We start from the raw sequence: 14,028 nt of genomic DNA on the forward strand, positions 1-14,028 counted from the left end.
TCGGACCATGTATGCAGCGATCATCAACGGGCCCGGGCAGATCGAGTACGCGGAGGTACCGGATCCGCGGTTGAGCACCGGCGGGGATGCGATCGTCCGGGTGGTCGCGTCCTGTGTCTGCGGCTCCGATCTGTGGCGGTACCGAGGGGTGCTGGCCACCGCGCCGGGTGATCGGATCGGGCACGAATTCATCGGCGTCGTGGAAGAGATCGGACCGTCCGTCACCGACGTACGGGTCGGTGACTTCGTGGTCGCTCCCTTCTACGACTGCGACATGACCTGCCCGAACTGCCTCACCGGCATGAGCGTCGCCTGTCTGACCCGCTCACTGTGGGCATCGAACGACAGCATCGGCGGCTTCGCCGACGGGGCCCAGGGGGAGCTGGTCCGCGTGCCACGAGCGGATTCAACACTGCTCGTCCTGCCGGAAGCGCCGGACGAGGCACTGGTGCCTCATGTTCTCGCGCTCTGCGACGTGTTCACGACCGGGTACCACGCCGCCCGGTCGGCCCAGGTGGCGGCCGGCGACAACGTCGTCGTGATCGGCGACGGCGCGGTCGGTCTGTGCGCGGTGCTCGCGGCGTCACGATCCGGGGCAGAGCGGATCGTGGTGATGTCGCGCCACCCGGACCGGCAACAGATCGCCCGCACCTTCGGGGCAACCGACGTGCTGACGGCTCGGGGAGCAGAAGCCGTGACCGAGGTCAGGGACATGTTCGAGGGGATCGGTCCGGACCGGGTGCTCGAGTGCGTCGGCACCAACGACGCCTGGGACCAGGCGATCCGGTCGGTCCGGCCGGGAGGTGCCGTCGCAGTCGTCGGCGTTCCGCACGGCGGCCCGGAACTGCCGGCCCGGTACATGTTCTCCAACAACATCCGCCTGTCCGGCGGGAGCACACCCGTCCGAGACTACCTTCCGGAATTGCTCGGCGAGGTCATCGAGGGGAACCTGCGCCCAGGTGTCGTCTTCGACGCGCAGATGCCGCTCTCGCAGGTCGGCGAGGCGTACCGGGCCATGGACGAGCGACGATCGATCAAGGTGATGTTGCGGCCAGGCGCTCAGCCGGGAGCAGTCAACCCGTAGAGCCGGGCCAGCTCGGGCGCAGCCGCCGTCGAAACGAGTTCGATCCTCGGCGCTGCGTCCGAGCACAGATACCTGACGTGGCCGAGATCGTGCTCGAGTCGGAAGCCCAAGGCCAGGAGCCGCGCCGTTTCGGCAGCGAGATCATCTGTCCAATAACCCATGTGGTGATGAACCGGCGCCCCCGAGACGTGCCAGGGTGTGCCTGGGCTGCCTTCCAGCAGCTCTACATGGGTCGGGCCGCCCAGGGAGTACACCACCCGCGCCCGCCCACCCGGCACCGGGCGCTCGCGCACCGGAGACCAGTCCAGACCGAGCGCAGAACCGACATCGCGCATCGATCGGTCCAGATCTGCTACCGCACAGCCGACGTGGTACAGGATCATCTCACTCACTCCACTCGAGGGGTCCGCAGCCCTTCCATGCGTTACGCGCAATCCGGGGGCCGACACAAGTATTGGACAGCTCACCGCCAGTGGCGATGAAATGGACGAGCGGCAACGTCGTCGCCCGGAATGTAGCGGAGATGCCAATCGATGAACAAGCTCTCGAACCACCGCGCTGTGCTCGACCGGACCGTCCCCACCGCAGGGAGCCGTTTGCTGGGAGGCCCGAACAAGCTGAAGCTCGCCGTGTTCGGCCCCAACTTGTCGGGCGGCGCCGGAGTCCTGACCACCCTGGACGGGCCGCCCGTGGTGGGCAACTGGAACGAAGCGCGTTCGCTCGTGGTCGCCGCCGACCGGGCCGGGTTCGAGGCCGCTGTGCCGGTCGTGAGGTGGAAGGGCTTCCGCTCGGAGAGCGGATTCTGGGACCGCTCACTCGACACCTTCACCTGGGCGGCAGGTGTCGCCGCGGTGACGGAGTCGATCACCGTCTTCACCAGCTGCATGGTGCCGATGGTGCACCCGGTGTTCGCTGCCAAGGCAGGCGCCACCATCGATCACATCGCCGGCGGCCGCTGGGGTTTGAACGTGGTGTCAGGGTGGATCATGCCGGAGTTCCGGATGTTCGGGCTCCCGGAACTGGACGGCAACGCCCGCTACGCCTATGCCGACGAGTGGACCGAAGTGGTGACCCGGCTGTGGGCGACGGACGAAGAGTTCGACCACGAGGGCCAGTTCTTCCAATTGCGCGGGCTGGCATCCGAGCCGAAGCCGATGTCGACACCCCGCCCGCTCATCATGAACGCCGGAATGAGCGCGGCCGGGAAGGATTTCGCGCTGCGCCGGGCCGACATCATGTTCATCCAGATCAATTCCCCTGATGTTGCCACGATCGTGGCCGACCTCCGTGCCGCGGCCACGGCCGCCGCTCGGCCACTGTCCATCTGGGGGACAGCACTGCTCGTCTGTCGCCCGACGGTCCAGGAAGCCTCCGAATACGTGGCCCGGTTCGTCGATGCGAACGCCGACGTCGAAGGCATCCGGCGCTTCGCAGAGACGCTGCTGGGCAACGCGTCCGGATCGCACGCCAACATCGGTGAAGGGGCCGAGCTGATCGCCAAACTCAGTGCAAGTGGTCGCCAACTCCCGATCGTCGGCACGCCGGAGATGATCGTCGACAAGCTCGCCTGGCTGTCCGAACTCGGACTGGACGGACTCGGACTGACCTGGATCGACTACGACGAGGGGATCGCCCAGTTCCACCAGGAACTCCTGCCACTGCTGGTCGAAGCCGGCCTGCGCGTGTGATCCCTTCTGCAGCAACTGCTCTTCGAACCCTGTTCGACCACCGACCACCCGGGAGTATGCAATGACGCACAACCCGCACCGACGCATCATCGCAAGCGCCGTCATCACCGCGATCTCCGCGGCCCTACTGGCCGGCTGCGGCTCGACCAGTTCATCATCTGGTGGCTCCGAGGCCTCGACAGCCGCTTCGTTCACCTTCATGGTCGGACCCGGGGCGACCTCGCCGCTCCTGCAACTGGAGGAGCAGGCCAAGGCCGCGGGAGTCTTCTCCACTGCGAACTGGAACGTCTCTCAGATCGCCTCTGCCGCAAGCGGGGCCGAGTTGGCCTCGGCCCTGGCCGGCGGCTCGGCCGACATCGCCCTGCAGGTGCCGAACGCCGCGTTCGGGCTGATGGCGCAAGGACAATGCCTGCAGTTCCTCACCGCGAACAATGCCGTCGTCAGCTCATTGATCAGCCTGCCCGACCTGCCGCTGACCCACCAGGGCGAGGCCTATCCCGCCAGCGCCCTCGACCTCAAGGGCAAGACGGTGGGCGTGGTGTCGCTCGGCGGTTCTCAGGAGTCGATCACCAACCTGGTCCTCGCGGATGCAGGGCTGAAGCCCTCCGACGTCACGTATGTCGCGGTCGGAGCACCGCAGCAGGCCGCGCTGGCGTTGCAGAACAAGCAGGTCGACATTCTGTACATGACCCCTCCGGCCGACGTGGTGCTCGGAGCCGGGAACTACCAGACCGTGGTCGACCTGGCGGGCACGCCGGACGCTCCCGGTCAGGGCGCCGTGCAGAGTCTCTATGCGACGACCTGCGAGTACGCCGAGGCCCATCCCGATGTCATCCAGACCTTCTGCCGCGGTGCGCAGGAGATCCGCGACTGGGCACTCGACCCGGCCAGCAAAGAGGCGCTGATGACGGACATGAAGTCGGCCTTGGGGTTCACGGATGCCCAGGCACAGGAGACCTACGACCGGTACATGACCAAGATCTGGCCGGCGTCGGTGGCGATCACCCCGGAGGTCTGGGCACAGCAGCAGCTCTGGTACGGCAAGGAGCCTCCGCCCTACGACACCTCGGTCAACGCCGGTTGCCAACAGTCCGTGGCTGCTGCGGGATCGGCGCCGACGTCCGCGACCGGAGCGCAAGGCTGATCGGCCGGCCGATCAGGCCACTACGTGCTTCTCCCGACCGGGATGCTCGGCGGGGCAGGAAACTTCGTCGTACATCTCCGGTAGTCAGGCTTGAAAGGTTTGGGTATGGACGTCGTGCCCGACATTGCGGACGAGCGTCCCTTCGACGCCGCTCAGTTCCGCTCGGTGGTGGGGAGCTTCTGCTCCGGTGTCACCGTGGTGACCGCCTGCTTGGCCGGGGAACTGATCGGCATGACCTGTCAGTCGTTCTTCAGCTTGTCCCTCGACCCTCCGCTGGTTGCCTTCTCACCGTCGGCCGCCTCCAAGTCCTACCCCAAGATCCGTCAGGCCGGCCGGTTCGCGGTGAACATCCTGTCCGCTAACCAGGAGGATCTGGCCCGACAGATGGCACGTAGTGGCATCGACAGGTGGAATGACGTCGAGCATCGTCCAGGGCTGTCGGGTGCTCCCGTGATCAGAGGTGTCGCTGCAGTCATCGAATGTGACTTCCAGGCAGAACATCCGGCGGGGGATCACCTTCTTGTGGTGGGTCGAGTGCGTGCACTCTCGCAGGAGTCGACTGCGGATCCGCTGGTGTTCTTCCGGAGCGCATTCGGGACCTTGGCCTCGATCTCATAGTTCGCTCGCGCGAAGATCGCATTCCCCATAGCGGGATCTCGTTCGATCCCGTTTCAAGCGACTCAACCAGACGGGTCATGTCGCTCTCCTCGAGGAACCGTTCCCGACAGCAACCACTGGGGACCTCCGCAGCGCCACGGGCGATGACTTCCCCGGGATGCGGCTGGCCACCGCGGCGACGTTCTGCGCGGGTCACCCTTCACTGCTCTCGGTCGCGGGTGGCCGGGCAGACATCCTCCTGATTCAGTCTGCTCGTTGATGCTCCGGCGCCTTCAACGACTTCCATCGGTGCTGGTCAGCCCGCTCCGACGTATGGCAGGCACCCGAACCCGCCAACTGACGGTTAGTAGGTTCGGCCGGTGACCGTGCGTCGGAGCGGGCTGACCAGCACCGATGAAAGGCATCGACAAGCCGTCGAAAGGCTCCTGGAGCAGGATCGCCGTCGTTTGGCATGGACAAATCCTGGCTGGAACCCTAGCAGCGGATGACTCCGAAGACGTGCAGGCCTGTGACCTGGTCAAACGTGCCCCCAGTAGGATTCGAACCTACGACACACGGTTTAGGAAACCGATGCTCTATCCCCTGAGCTATGAGGGCGGGGCGGGTCCAGAGTAGCCGTTCGGGGCGCCGCCGAACGAACCGGCGACACCTCGTTCGGCGGCTGGTCGGAGCACGGCCCCGCTGCCATCATCCATGCCTGACCGGCTGAGTTGGCCGGCCGAGGGGGAGGGGGATCGGATGAAGGAACTCCGGGTCCGGACGGCCGTCGTGGTTGCGGCTATGGCCGGGTTGGCAATCGGTCCAGCAGCCACTCCGGTCTCAGCTGCACCCGTTGAATCTGATCTCTCGATAGTGATCTCGACGGACAGCGCGTCCGTCGAACCAGGACAGACGGTGGTCGTCACGTCGGTGGTGGCCAACGATGGCCCGGATGCCTCTGGGGCGCTGCATGCGTTCTCGTCCATGTCTTCCGACAGCGATCCGGTCATCGACGGCGCGAACTTCACTCTGTTGTCATGCGAGGCGTCATCCGGGGTGTGGATCGACGTCGACACAGTGGGCTGTCCTGTGGACATGGTCTTCCACGAGCGGACGTCGACGTCGACCGCCTGGACCGATGTCTGGTCGCTGGATCTCAGCGGTCTGGACGCGGGTGCCGCGTTCGTCGTCAAGTACAGCTTCGTCGCCGTGGAGCGAACAACCGGTGTGCGTTGCGGCCCGCCGGCGACCTATGTCTATGGCCGCGTCGATCCTGCAGAGGTGGTCTCCGAGACGGAGCCGGACATCGACTATTCGAACAACGAGATGGGTCTCCCGCTGGACACGCCGACGATGCCGGACTGTCCACCTCTGGAGATCGAGCACACCTCTAGCTTCAGCTCCTTGGTCGCTCGACCGGGCTTGCCGATCAGTGTGACCACCACCGTGACATGGGTCGGTCCTGATCCGCTGCCCTACCCATTGGTGTTGGTCACCGAGCTATTCGGGCCACGGACAGACCGCGTGCCGCAGCTGGTCGCCCGTTGGGAGTCGTGCACGCCCGCCGGTGGCGCTGTGTGCCCGACGCTCAGCCAGGTCTGGGATGGTGGCGACTACAACGACTACATCGGTTTCGTACACATCGATGACCTGCCTGTGGGTGGTTCCCTGACTTTCGTGCACACCCTGCTGCCCGCCGGGCCGGGTTCGACCGATCCTTGTGACCCGACGGAGGTCCTCGAGGAGTGGAGTGAATGGACCTGGATCCAACAGGAGCCCTGGGAGTTCCTCTTCTCGTCGCCCACGGACAACCGCATCATCACGAACTTCTCGGTCGGTGACTCGTGTGGGCTTCCGCAAGTGGCGCCGCCGTCTACGGTCGTGACCTCTGTTCCGCCATCCACTGTCACAAGCACCGGAACTGTGTCGGACGGTCCGACGACGACCACCTCCACGACGACCGAGCCTCCCTCGACTGCCGTTGTCTCCGCTTCGATGCCACCGTCGTCATCGACGGTGGCTGCCCCGACCCCCACGAGAAGCACATCGATCCAGGCACTCCCCACGGGCGGCACCGACGTTGAATCGTTGCCCGGTGTGGCCGAAGGTGAACAGCCCGGACCGCAGCTGTCGGCCACCGGTGTGCAGGTCGGTGGGCCCGGAGCCGTCGGGCTGTTCGCCCTGTTCGCCGGTGGCGCGCTGGTCCTGCTCGCCCGGCGCCGGACACAGCGCCGGTGAGCGGTGTGCTTGGCTCACGGGTATGACGCAACTGGTGGTGCAGGGGCTGCTGTTCGACCTGGACGGCACGCTGGTGGACTCGACGGCCTCGGTGGAGCGGAACTGGCAGAAGCTGGCCGCGGGCATCGACATGCCGTGGGAGGACATCGCCGACTGGATCCACGGCATCCCGGTCCGGCAGGTGCTGGCGCGGCTCCGACCCGACATGGACCCCGACGAGATCGAGCACTGGCACCAGTTCATGTTCGAGGCGGAATCCACGGACACCGGCGACGTCATGCCGATCCCCGGCGCCATCGAGTCGCTGGACCACCTGCCGCTGAACCGATGGGCGATCGTCACCAGCGGCGGCGTCCGGCTCGCCACCTCGCGGATGCGCGCGGCCGGGCTGCCGCAGCCGAAGTACCTGGTGACCGCGGATGATGTCAGCCTCGGCAAGCCGGATCCGGCGCCGTACCTGATGGGTGCGCAGAAGCTGGGCGTGCCCCCAGCGCAATGCCTGGCCTTCGAGGACGCGCCGGCCGGGGTCGCCTCCGCACAGGCCGCCGGCGTACCAGTCATCGGGATTGCCACCAACCACAGGGATCTCGGTGTGCCGATGGTCCGCAACCTCACCGAGGTCGAGTTCTCCGCGGACCGGCTCGGCGTGATCGTGACGTACTGATCATGGAGATCACGCTCGCCACCGGCGACATCACCACCTTCGACGTCGACGCGGTCGTCAACGCCGCGAACTCCGGGCTGGCCGGCGGGGGAGGGGTGGACGGTGCGATCCACCGGGCCGGCGGCCCGGCGATCATGGATGCCTGTCGCGAACTCCGCCGCACCGAGAAGTACCGGCGCGGCCTGCCGACCGGGCAGGCGGTGGCCACCACCGGCGGCAAACTCCAGGCGCGCTGGGTGATCCACACCGTCGGGCCCGTCCACAACGGTGACCCGGCGCAGACCGAGCAGCTGCGCGACTGCTACCGCAACAGCCTCGCCGTCGCGGACGAGATCGGCGCCCGGACCGTGGCTTTCGCGCTGATCTCGGCCGGTGTCTACGGCTGGCCGAAGCGCGACGCGATCGTGCAGGCCCTCACCGCGCTGCGGGACACCCCGAGCAAGGTCGTCACCGCCACGCTGGTGCTGTTCGATCCGGCCCTGCTCGCGATTGCGGAAGACGTGGCGGGGGAACTGCTCAGCTGAGCGGGAGGATGCAGGTCGGGCTGCCCAGGTCCAGGGAGTCCGCAGGAGTGAGCGTCCCGTACTCGTCGAGGCGGAGCACGGTGATGGCGTCGTCATCCTGGGCGGCGACCAGTACGTGATCACCGACGATCGAGAAGTGACGCGGGTTGCGACCTGTCGGCGCATCACCGACGAAAATCGGTTCGCCGCCGCCCACGTCGAACACCGACAGCACGTCGTTTCCGCGGTTCGCCACCAATAGGTACTGCTCGTCGGCGGTGAAGGCGACGTGCGAGGGCAGGTTGTTCTCGAGCGGCGTCACCGGCCCGGTGGACGGGACGCGGTACCGCAACACCCACGGACCCTGGCCGTCGCGTTCGTACCAGAGCAGGCCGGAGTCCAGTTCCGCTGTCACATAGGCGGTCTCGCCGTCGGCCGACAGGGCGAGATGGCGCGGACCGCTGCCTTCGGGGGCGTTGACCAGATCGCGTAGGGAGAGTGTGCCGTCCGGTTGGACCCGGTAGCCGGTGATCGTGTCGTTGCCGAGGTCGCAGGCCAGCATCTCGCCGTCCGGTGCAGCGACCACCTGGTGCACGTGCGGGGCGTCCTGGCGGATCGGGTGCGGACCGCGGCCTTGGTGGGCCAGCAGCTCGGTCCGCCCGGTCAGCCGGCCCGACTCGTTCACGCCGAAGACCGTGAGATCGCCCGACCCGTAGCCGGCGATCACCAGGTGCCGACCGTCCGGGGTGAACGCCAGGTGGCAGGGCGCGCTGCTGCCGGTCGGCTGCTCGTCGATGACCGAGAGTTGGCCGTTGTCGACCGCGATCGTGGTGATCACACCCTGGTCGAGCTCGCCCACCGCGTAGATCAGGGGAAGGGACGGGTGCGCGCACAGGAACGACGGTGAGGCGATCGCGGCTGTGCCGGCGAAGGTGCTGGTCGCGGGATCCCCGGTCCACCACAGCGTCCGGACCCCGGGCCCTCGCCCGCCGGTGCTCTTGGTGTACGTCCCGAGAGCGATCAACTGGGGTGCGGGCGGCATCGGACTAATCTGCCACAGTGCTTGATGCGGGCCGGGCGGCCAGTGGTGATCACGACTATCCGCGAGGCGCGCTGCCCGGCGGGGCGCCGCCGGCCACGGTGTCATGCGGGCCGGGCGGCCAGTGGTGATCACGACAACCCGCGAGGCGCGCTGCTCGGCAGGCTCCGCCGGCCACGGTGTCATGCGGGCCGGGCGGCCAGTGGTGATCTCGACAACCCGCGAGGCGCGGTGGCCGGCGGGGCTCTGCCGGCCACGGGTGATGCGGGCCGGGCGGCAAGGGCTGATCAACGGCCAGTCGCACACGCGATGCCCGCCGCGAACCCCGCGGATCGTGAACATCCAGTGCCCCTCAGGGCCACGCGATGTTCAGAATCGGAGGCCCCGGTGACCCGAGGATGACCCACCCGCTGCTGACGCTGCCGCTCGGCACCCGCGTGGTGATCCGGCACCGGCTGGAGGGCGGCAGCGCCACTGATGCGCTCGGTGAGCTGCTGGAACGGGACGACAACGGCTGCACGGTCGGGACGAAGTACGGCCCGGTGCGGATCGCGTGGACCGCGGTCGTCGCGGGCAAGGAGATCCCGCCGCCACCCGACGTCCGCCGTCGCCGCGGCCGGTGAGCCCGCCGCGGCCAGGAGATCAGTCGTCGACGCCGCGGGCCACGAGCGCATCGCCGATCGCATCGGCGGACCGCAAGGCCCGCACCACCACTGGCACCACCAGCGCCTGCAATGAGAACCCGACCCCGCGGGAAATCCGGGCCTCCTGCACCTGGCGCACGATCTCCGACAGCAACGGCACACACCGGATGGTCAGCGCCAGCACCAGCCCGACCCGGTCCGGATCGACCCCGAACCGGCGCAGCGGCCGCAGCAGCTTCTGCATCAGGTCAAGCATCGCGGTCACCCGGGTCGTCAGCGTGACCAGCGCGGCCAGCGCCACCGCCAGCACCAGCCCGCCGCACACCATGACCGCGGACCGCAGGTCCACCAGCAGCCACTGGAAGCCGAAGACGATCGGGACGAACCAGCGCATCGGCTTCAGCTGCTGCCATACCAGTCGCCACGGCAACCGGGTCACCGGGATCAGCAGCAGCACCACCAGCGCCGCGATCCCGAGCTGCCACAGCTGCCGCAGCAGGGTGAGGGTCACCACCGCGACGAGCAGCAGCAGGAGCTTCGGTCCGGCTGGAAGTCGGTGCAGCAGCGAATGTCCCGGGTGGTAGAGGCCGATCATCCGAGCAGCTCCCGATAGCGGCGCACCGCCACCGCCGGGGTGTCGTCGGCGGCGATCCGACCCTTGTGCACCACCACCACGCGGTCGAAATCGTCCAGCAGGTCCAGCTGGTGGGTCACCAGCACCACCTGCTCCGGAAGGGTCGACAGGATCCCGGCGACCTCGCGGGAGTTCCGCAGGTCCAGCAGCGTGGTCGGCTCGTCCGCGACGATCACCGCCGGCCGGGCGACCAGCACCGCGGCCAGCGCCAGCAGTTGTTTCTGCCCACCGGACAGCAGATGCGCGGGATGATCGGCGTGCCCGGCCAGGCCGAACCGCTCCAGCAGATCGTCCACCCGGGAACGGATCTCGTCCTTCGGCAGCCCCGACTTCCGCAGCGAGAACGCCACGTCCTCGGCAACCGTCGGCATCACGATCTGGTTGTCCGGGTCGGTGAAGACGAACCCGACCCGGCGCCGCACCTGCTTGCCCTCGCGGGCGGTGTCCAGGCCGTCGACGGTCACCGTGCCCTGCGACGGCGTCACCAGCCCGTTGATCATCCGGGCCAGCGTCGACTTGCCGGAACCGTTGGCGCCCACCACACCCACCCGCGGCTCGGCGAGGGTCAGGTCGATGCCGTCCAGCACCACCCGCTCCCCGAACCAGTGGTGCACACCGGCGAAACAAATCTCGCTCATGCGCCCCCGACCGGCGCGGTCACTTCTCCAGCGACGCGGTCGGGCGCCCGGCGAGGGGCGACCGGGCGGGCACGCCGCCGATCAGACCCGGGTAGGACCGGTGCACCTGCTTGGCGACCAGGGCGGTGACGACCACCTTGATCGCATCGCCGATCAGGAAGTTCACGTTGCTGCTGATGGCGACGCCGGGTGCGATGCCCTTCGCGATCAGCCAGATCGTGCCGATCGTGTAGATGACCAGCACGCCGCCGATCGCCGTGACGACGATCCCGAGCCAGAGCGGGTAGCGCGGCAGGATGCGCTTGGTGAGGAAGCCGACGACGAACACACCGGGCAGCCAGCCGATCAGGTAGCCGGCCGTCGGGCCGGCGAGTACACCGATCCCGCCGCGGCCACCGGACAGGAGCGGGAGACCGGTCATCACCAGCAGTTCGAAGACCAGCACGGCCAGGAAACCCTTGCGCGGCCCGAGGATCGCGCCGGCCAGCATGACGCCGAGGGTCTGCAGGGTGATCGGGACGGCGGTGCCGCCGCCGAGGTAGAGGGTGCCGGTCAGGCCGAGAGCGGCGATCAGCGCGGCGAACACGGCGATCTGCGCGAGATCGCGCGCGGTGGTCCTGCGGTCGGCCACGGGCTCTCCTCATCGACATCGGCGGGCAACGGCGCACCACCGTGACGTTGGGACTGTAGGGGCTACTTCGGGGTAAACCCACCGTGCAGGCCCGTGAGACCGCGCACGCACGCCCCGTGCCGTCGCCCGTGCCACCGAGGAGAAGGATGGAGCCGGTGAGCGAGTCCGAGCAGTTCCCGGTGCACTCCGACGACGGGACGACGATCGCGGTGCGGGTGACCCGACCCGCCGAGGTCGGCGCCCCGCGGCCGCCGGTGCTGCTGGTGCACGGGTTCGGGTCCGGTGGCGCGGCGAACTGGGAGCGCACCGGCTGGCTGCGCACCCTGGGCCGGGCCGGGATCACCGCGATCGCCGTCGACCTGCGTGGGCACGGCGGCTCCGACCGGCCGCACGACCCCGCCCGGTACCGCCTCGACACCCTGTTGGCGGACCTGCGTGCCGTCGCCGCTGCCCTGCCCGAACTCGCCGGACCGGTCGACCTGGTCGGCTACTCCCTCGGCGGTCGGCTGGTCTGCGAGCTCGCGCACCGGCCGGGCCGGCTGGCCGTGCGCCGGATGGTGATCGGTGGCTACGCCGGCACCCCGCTGCTGCAGGACCTTCCGCCGGACGCGGTCGACCAGGCATTCGCGCAGATCGGCGGCCCGCCGGCGGTGGGGGAGCAGCACCGCGGGGCCACCAGGCTGGCGGCCATCGCGGCCGCGACGCCGTCGAACGACCTGACCGCCCTGCGGGCACTGGTGGCCGGGCTGTCCGTCGATCCGGCCCTGGCCCGGGCCGCGCCACCCCCGCAGCAGCCGACGCTGGTGGTCACCGGCGCGCTGGATCCGATCGACGACGCCGCTCAGGCCTGGGCCGCGTCGCTGCCGCACGCCCGGTGGCTGGAGGTGCCCGGGCGGGATCACATCTCGGTGGTGACGGCGGCGCTGTTCCGGGAACGGGTCGCCGAGTTCCTCACCGATCCGCGGACCCCGGCGCGCTGACCCTCAGCGCCAGGTGTCGAACGGTCGGTCCAGCTCCCACCCGTCGCGGTGCCGGGTGACGATCCGGAAGTCGCCGTTGCCCGGGTTGGACAGCGACTCGAACTGCTCGACGGTCCAGCCCATCAGTGCCATGCAGGCGAGCCGCATCGCCAGGCCGTGGGTGACCAACACCACCGTCTCGCCGGGTCGGTAACCGGTCCCGTCGGCTCCCCGCGGCCAGACCGCGTGCGGTCCGAGCAACCCGTCGAAGAAGCCGGACAGCCGGTCGAACACGTCCGCCCCTGACTCGCCGGACCGCAGCCGGTAGTAGAAGTGGCCGAAGCTGTTCCGCTCGGCCTTCTGCGCCTGCTGCCAGGCCGGGTCCTGCAGATTGCCCCAGTCCTGCTCGCGCAGCCGGGGCTCCTCGCGGATCCGCCGGGTGCGGTCCTGCAGCCCGAGCAACTCCCAGGTCTGCCAGGTGCGGCGGTAGGGGCTGACGTACACGTCGATCGGGTCGTCGCCGATCACCTCCCCCAACCGGATGCCGGCCCGCTCCGACTGCTCGCGGCCACGGTCGGTCAGCACCATCGCGTGGTCGGGGACGCTGCAGAACAGGGTCTCGTCCACGTTGCCCTCGGACTCGCCGTGCCGCAGCAGGATCAACCGCATGGCCCCGATGATGCCCGGCCGCCGTCCGCGGACACCGGTAGACCTCGTCCCGCACACCGAACCCGCCGGCCGAGCGCGACACCCCGGCAGGCGGGGCACGACGGCCGGCCGGTGCGCGCCTCTGCCCGGTCGGCGGCGTGCTCATCGCCGGCCCCACGGCCACTCGTGGAGGCGGACCCGGCGCCGGACACCGATAGGCCCGCTGTCCGCCCGCACCGATAGGCTCTGCGGACGCCGCACTCGCCGGGAGGGCGGCGTAGAACGAGGGGACGTAGCGATGCCGTCGACAGGTCCGACCACGACCCATGCCGGGCGCGCACTCATCGTCTCGATCACCGATCAGCTGGTGCACGGCGAAGGTGACGGCGGTGCCGGCGCCCTGGTCACCGAGCTGCTCACCGAGGCCGGGTTCGTCGTCGACGGCTCGGTCACCATCGCCTCCGACGCCGGCGACATCCGCAACGCGCTGAACACCGCCGTCATCGGCGGTGTCGACCTGGTGGTCACCGTCGGCGGCACCGGTGTGTCCCCGCGCGACGTGACCCCGGACGTCACCGGCGAGGTGCTCGACCGTGAGCTGCCGGGTGTGGCGCAGGCGCTGCGCTGGTCCGGGATGGCCGCCGGCGTCACCGACGCGGTGATCTCCCGCGGGCTGGTCGGGGTGTCCGGGTCGACCATGGTCGCCAACGTCGCCGGGTCGCGCACCGCGATCCGGGACGGCCTGGCGACGCTGATCCCGCTGGCCAAGCACGTGATCGAGGAGCTCTCCGACCCGGAGATCTAGGACCGGCCGCCGGTTCGGGCATCACGAAGGCGCGCCCCGGTCTCGTCGCCGGAGCAGTGCCTGGCGGCGGCCGGACCAGCGAGCATCACGTCGGCACGCCCGGTCTCGTAGC

16 protein-coding genes and 1 tRNA gene are annotated in these 14,028 nt (G+C 68.9%); 10 read left to right on the forward strand and 7 right to left on the reverse strand.

Features of this window, described 5'->3' with window-relative positions; genetic code table 11:
- Nucleotides 1–7: 7 nt before the first annotated feature.
- Complete coding sequence (locus GIS00_RS01220; RefSeq protein ID WP_154766609.1) at nucleotides 8–1,084, forward strand: zinc-binding dehydrogenase; 1,077 nt, start codon at nucleotides 8–10, stop codon at nucleotides 1,082–1,084.
- Here GIS00_RS01220 and GIS00_RS01225 read toward each other — a convergent pair.
- On the reverse strand, nucleotides 1,060–1,467 hold the full coding sequence (locus GIS00_RS01225; protein ID WP_154766610.1) for a VOC family protein: 408 nt from the start codon (nucleotides 1,465–1,467) through the stop codon (nucleotides 1,060–1,062). The genes GIS00_RS01220 and GIS00_RS01225 overlap by 25 nt on opposite strands.
- Before the next feature lie 150 nt (nucleotides 1,468–1,617).
- Between GIS00_RS01225 and GIS00_RS01230 the strand changes: the two genes are divergently transcribed.
- From GIS00_RS01230 to GIS00_RS01240, 3 genes are all read left to right on the forward strand, one after another.
- Entirely contained in the window at nucleotides 1,618–2,772 is a 1,155-nt protein-coding gene (locus GIS00_RS01230; RefSeq protein ID WP_154766611.1) for an LLM class flavin-dependent oxidoreductase, read from the forward strand.
- A 61-nt stretch (nucleotides 2,773–2,833) separates the two neighbouring features.
- Complete coding sequence (locus tag GIS00_RS01235) at nucleotides 2,834–3,916, forward strand: ABC transporter substrate-binding protein (protein ID WP_154766612.1); 1,083 nt, start codon at nucleotides 2,834–2,836, stop codon at nucleotides 3,914–3,916.
- Between the two features lie 105 nt (nucleotides 3,917–4,021).
- Nucleotides 4,022–4,534, forward strand: a complete 513-nt coding sequence (locus GIS00_RS01240) for a flavin reductase family protein (RefSeq protein ID WP_154766613.1) — start codon at nucleotides 4,022–4,024, stop codon at nucleotides 4,532–4,534.
- Nucleotides 4,535–5,058: 524 nt separating this feature from the next.
- On the opposite strand, the gene GIS00_RS01245 is transcribed toward GIS00_RS01240, so the two are convergent.
- Nucleotides 5,059–5,131: transfer RNA gene (locus tag GIS00_RS01245), tRNA-Arg, on the reverse strand.
- Between the two features lie 297 nt (nucleotides 5,132–5,428).
- On the opposite strand from GIS00_RS01245, the gene GIS00_RS01250 reads away from it, so the two are divergent.
- From GIS00_RS01250 to GIS00_RS01260, 3 genes are read left to right on the forward strand one after another with little or no spacing between them, the layout of a single operon-like run.
- Nucleotides 5,429–6,751: a hypothetical protein gene (locus GIS00_RS01250; RefSeq protein WP_154766614.1), complete on the forward strand. Its 1,323-nt coding sequence runs from the start codon at nucleotides 5,429–5,431 to the stop codon at nucleotides 6,749–6,751.
- A 22-nt stretch (nucleotides 6,752–6,773) separates the two neighbouring features.
- Complete coding sequence (locus GIS00_RS01255) at nucleotides 6,774–7,415, forward strand: HAD-IA family hydrolase (RefSeq protein ID WP_154766615.1); 642 nt, start codon at nucleotides 6,774–6,776, stop codon at nucleotides 7,413–7,415.
- Between the two features lie 2 nt (nucleotides 7,416–7,417).
- Nucleotides 7,418–7,939, forward strand: coding sequence for an O-acetyl-ADP-ribose deacetylase (locus tag GIS00_RS01260; protein WP_154766616.1), 522 nt, complete (start codon nucleotides 7,418–7,420; stop codon nucleotides 7,937–7,939).
- Here GIS00_RS01260 and GIS00_RS01265 read toward each other — a convergent pair.
- Entirely contained in the window at nucleotides 7,932–8,960 is a 1,029-nt protein-coding gene (locus GIS00_RS01265; protein WP_196073064.1) for a lactonase family protein, read from the reverse strand. The two genes, GIS00_RS01260 and GIS00_RS01265, sit on opposite strands and share 8 nt — an antisense overlap.
- Nucleotides 8,961–9,355: 395 nt before the next feature.
- Between GIS00_RS01265 and GIS00_RS01270 the strand changes: the two genes are divergently transcribed.
- Nucleotides 9,356–9,580 carry a putative acetyltransferase gene (locus GIS00_RS01270; RefSeq protein WP_154766618.1) on the forward strand — a complete coding sequence of 75 codons (225 nt, stop codon included), beginning with the start codon at nucleotides 9,356–9,358 and terminating at the stop codon, nucleotides 9,578–9,580.
- A gap of 19 nt (nucleotides 9,581–9,599) precedes the next feature.
- Here GIS00_RS01270 and GIS00_RS01275 read toward each other — a convergent pair whose 3' ends face one another.
- The 3 genes from GIS00_RS01275 to GIS00_RS01285 are packed head-to-tail and all read right to left on the reverse strand — an operon-like array spanning nucleotide 9,600 to nucleotide 11,504.
- Nucleotides 9,600–10,196, reverse strand: coding sequence for an energy-coupling factor transporter transmembrane component T family protein (locus tag GIS00_RS01275; RefSeq protein ID WP_154766619.1), 597 nt, complete (start codon nucleotides 10,194–10,196; stop codon nucleotides 9,600–9,602).
- Complete coding sequence (locus GIS00_RS01280; protein ID WP_154766620.1) at nucleotides 10,193–10,873, reverse strand: energy-coupling factor ABC transporter ATP-binding protein; 681 nt, start codon at nucleotides 10,871–10,873, stop codon at nucleotides 10,193–10,195. The genes GIS00_RS01275 and GIS00_RS01280 overlap by 4 nt, the downstream gene beginning before the upstream one ends.
- Nucleotides 10,874–10,892: 19 nt before the next feature.
- A complete protein-coding gene (locus tag GIS00_RS01285) occupies nucleotides 10,893–11,504 on the reverse strand; it encodes a biotin transporter BioY (RefSeq protein ID WP_322097327.1) in 612 nt (203 codons plus the stop codon).
- 155 nt (nucleotides 11,505–11,659) lie between these two features.
- On the opposite strand from GIS00_RS01285, the gene GIS00_RS01290 reads away from it, so the two are divergent.
- Complete coding sequence (locus GIS00_RS01290; protein ID WP_196073065.1) at nucleotides 11,660–12,484, forward strand: alpha/beta fold hydrolase; 825 nt, start codon at nucleotides 11,660–11,662, stop codon at nucleotides 12,482–12,484.
- 3 nt (nucleotides 12,485–12,487) lie between these two features.
- Here GIS00_RS01290 and GIS00_RS01295 read toward each other — a convergent pair whose 3' ends face one another.
- The gene (locus GIS00_RS01295; protein WP_154766622.1) at nucleotides 12,488–13,132 is read right to left on the reverse strand and encodes a histidine phosphatase family protein; all 645 of its coding nucleotides are present in this window, start codon (nucleotides 13,130–13,132) and stop codon (nucleotides 12,488–12,490) included.
- 277 nt (nucleotides 13,133–13,409) lie between these two features.
- On the opposite strand from GIS00_RS01295, the gene GIS00_RS01300 reads away from it, so the two are divergent.
- The gene (locus tag GIS00_RS01300) at nucleotides 13,410–13,916 is read left to right on the forward strand and encodes a MogA/MoaB family molybdenum cofactor biosynthesis protein (RefSeq protein WP_154766623.1); all 507 of its coding nucleotides are present in this window, start codon (nucleotides 13,410–13,412) and stop codon (nucleotides 13,914–13,916) included.
- Nucleotides 13,917–14,028 lie beyond the last annotated feature (112 nt).

It is taken from the genome of Nakamurella alba (genome assembly GCF_009707545.1).
GTDB lineage: Bacteria > Actinomycetota > Actinomycetes > Mycobacteriales > Nakamurellaceae > Nakamurella > Nakamurella alba.

What these genes read in the sequence shown, in the direction of transcription:
- GIS00_RS01220 (WP_154766609.1), top strand. Translation starts at nt 8, where the DNA reads ATGTATGCAGCGATCATCAACGGGCCCGGGCAGATCGAGTACGCGGAG.
- GIS00_RS01225 (WP_154766610.1), bottom strand. Translation starts at nt 1,467, where the DNA reads ATGATCCTGTACCACGTCGGCTGTGCGGTAGCAGATCTGGACCGATCG.
- GIS00_RS01230 (WP_154766611.1), top strand. Translation starts at nt 1,618, where the DNA reads ATGAACAAGCTCTCGAACCACCGCGCTGTGCTCGACCGGACCGTCCCC.
- GIS00_RS01235 (WP_154766612.1), top strand. Translation starts at nt 2,834, where the DNA reads ATGACGCACAACCCGCACCGACGCATCATCGCAAGCGCCGTCATCACC.
- GIS00_RS01240 (WP_154766613.1), top strand. Translation starts at nt 4,022, where the DNA reads ATGGACGTCGTGCCCGACATTGCGGACGAGCGTCCCTTCGACGCCGCT.
- GIS00_RS01255 (WP_154766615.1), top strand. Translation starts at nt 6,774, where the DNA reads ATGACGCAACTGGTGGTGCAGGGGCTGCTGTTCGACCTGGACGGCACG.
- GIS00_RS01260 (WP_154766616.1), top strand. Translation starts at nt 7,418, where the DNA reads ATGGAGATCACGCTCGCCACCGGCGACATCACCACCTTCGACGTCGAC.
- GIS00_RS01265 (WP_196073064.1), bottom strand. Translation starts at nt 8,960, where the DNA reads ATGCCGCCCGCACCCCAGTTGATCGCTCTCGGGACGTACACCAAGAGC.
- GIS00_RS01270 (WP_154766618.1), top strand. Translation starts at nt 9,356, where the DNA reads ATGACCCACCCGCTGCTGACGCTGCCGCTCGGCACCCGCGTGGTGATC.
- GIS00_RS01275 (WP_154766619.1), bottom strand. Translation starts at nt 10,196, where the DNA reads ATGATCGGCCTCTACCACCCGGGACATTCGCTGCTGCACCGACTTCCA.
- GIS00_RS01280 (WP_154766620.1), bottom strand. Translation starts at nt 10,873, where the DNA reads ATGAGCGAGATTTGTTTCGCCGGTGTGCACCACTGGTTCGGGGAGCGG.
- GIS00_RS01295 (WP_154766622.1), bottom strand. Translation starts at nt 13,132, where the DNA reads ATGCGGTTGATCCTGCTGCGGCACGGCGAGTCCGAGGGCAACGTGGAC.
- GIS00_RS01300 (WP_154766623.1), top strand. Translation starts at nt 13,410, where the DNA reads ATGCCGTCGACAGGTCCGACCACGACCCATGCCGGGCGCGCACTCATC.